Source organism: Pseudomonas sp. MIACH (assembly GCF_001269925.1).
GTDB lineage: Bacteria > Pseudomonadota > Gammaproteobacteria > Pseudomonadales > Pseudomonadaceae > Aquipseudomonas.
Genome location: NZ_LHVO01000003.1, coordinates 1 through 1594, shown reverse-complemented (window position 1 = coordinate 1594; position 1594 = coordinate 1). Strand labels below are relative to the sequence as shown.

The 1594-nt window shown below is 52.2% G+C and carries 4 protein-coding genes; 1 reads left to right on the top strand and 3 read right to left on the bottom strand.

From position 1 onward, the window contains the following. The coding region (locus AD670_RS31350) for a hypothetical protein (protein WP_156338070.1) at positions 1–313 on the bottom strand (313 nt) is incomplete at its 3' end. A gap of 276 nt (positions 314–589) precedes the next feature. Between AD670_RS31350 and AD670_RS02845 the strand changes: the two genes are divergently transcribed. After that, entirely contained in the window at positions 590–949 is a 360-nt protein-coding gene (locus AD670_RS02845; RefSeq protein ID WP_053128165.1) for a hypothetical protein, read from the top strand. An 86-nt stretch (positions 950–1035) separates the two neighbouring features. Here the strand turns inward: AD670_RS02845 and imm45 are convergent, their stop codons facing one another. Together imm45 and AD670_RS31770 are read right to left on the bottom strand one after the other, a co-directional pair. Continuing rightward, complete coding sequence (imm45, locus tag AD670_RS32170) at positions 1036–1371, bottom strand: Imm45 family immunity protein (protein ID WP_081744377.1); 336 nt, start codon at positions 1369–1371, stop codon at positions 1036–1038. Further along, the coding region (locus AD670_RS31770) for a hypothetical protein (protein ID WP_218187619.1) at positions 1371–1594 on the bottom strand (224 nt) is incomplete at its 5' end. The genes imm45 and AD670_RS31770, both read right to left, overlap by 1 nt.

Below are 1594 nucleotides of genomic sequence, written 5' to 3'. Positions count from 1 at the left end.
TGACATTATTAATGCTACCAGTCCCGAGCATAGAGCCTTCCGGTGATGCATAGCGCCCTCTCAACGTAATTGTTTTTGCGCCTTGGGACTGAGAGTAAGCAAGCATTTTCTTCAACGGCCCAACCAACTCAGCTGCGCCATCGGCGCCAACCCCGAAAAACCCTTTAGATGTTCCAACTGCAAATTCATCAAATATTATTTCATTATTATTCAGAGTGACTTTTGGCGAGTAAATCGTTCCTACACCATTCGCTGCATCAAAAGATGCTTTTCCTAAATCCTTGGGTATTCCTTTCGCACTAGCCTTGCCCACACCAAACAGGACAGCTGAAGGTCTGAACAGGCTACCATCCCCCCACCGCCACCGCCCAAACGACGCCCAGGCGCCGCTTGGGAACCCAACTTTACCGAGCCAGGGTTTCAGAAGCCGCAGTACGAGGGGACATCGACTGGCACCTTGACCTTCCAGATTGATGCGCGAATGTACAAGGGCCTGCGCAGAAACTGAAAGGATAGCCAGGCCAAGCGCCTTGAAGACAAGCTTCCCGAGATCCTCGACAACCTGGTCATTGCGGCAGCCTCTGCCAAGGTGGTTCGCGAAGAAGACGAGGCCCGTCGGCAAAAATGGGCGGAAGAAGACCGTGAACGTACCCAGACAGCACGGGAAGACGAGATCCAGCGCCGGCTTCGCCAAAGCCTGGTGACCCACACCGAACAGTGGGAGCGGGCCGAGCGGTTGCGACGTTTTATCAAGGCTGTGGAGCTGCGGCAGGAAGCGATGCCGAGCCCTGATCAAGCCAAGGCGTGGCTTGCCTGGGCTCGCGAGCAGGCAAATCGTTTGGATCCTCTTCAGCAGGAGCTGGGCGAGGTCACCGAGCTTGCGGTTGAGCTGGAGAGTTGGTTCAGCGAGTCAAGCTTTGGGCGTAAGGAAAAGGATTGGTGGGGGTGAAGCACCATTCGACGACATCTACCCCCAAGCCCTCCACCGTAGCAAAGCGAAACCAAAAGCCATCCACCCACATACAAGCACTACTTTCAAGCGGTGCTTACCCAGCTAGGAGCAGCCGACCTCTCATATAAGAAAACATCGTTCACATCACACTCCGGGTACACCCATTTACTCCAGTTATCAATCAGCCACCTTGTCGAAATCCCGTGACCAGGAGCACGACTTTCGATAGGGAGCTGAATGAGCATCAACCCTGACTTATTACCAGACGCAACGACCAAAGAGTGCCCAAATTTCTCATCCGGGAGATCAACAACCATGAAGTCCACAACACTTTCATACGGCCAACTTGCTGGCAGTCTAAATATATAGCCGCGCGAAATCAGCTCACCTGCATACTCAACCAGCTTAACACATGCCATTACTTTACCCTCAGATCATGAGCACCAGAAGAGTCTTTTGAATTATCTACAGGACTAAGATCGAACTTAACCTCTCCCATATGCGCTCCGCTCCTACCATTTAACTGCTCGAATCTACCATGCTGGGTATCAACCGAATAGATAAAACCATCACCACCGACATAAACATCTCGCGAATTCATCCTACTGAGACGGCGATCTTTCTTCCACCCAAGCGAATCAG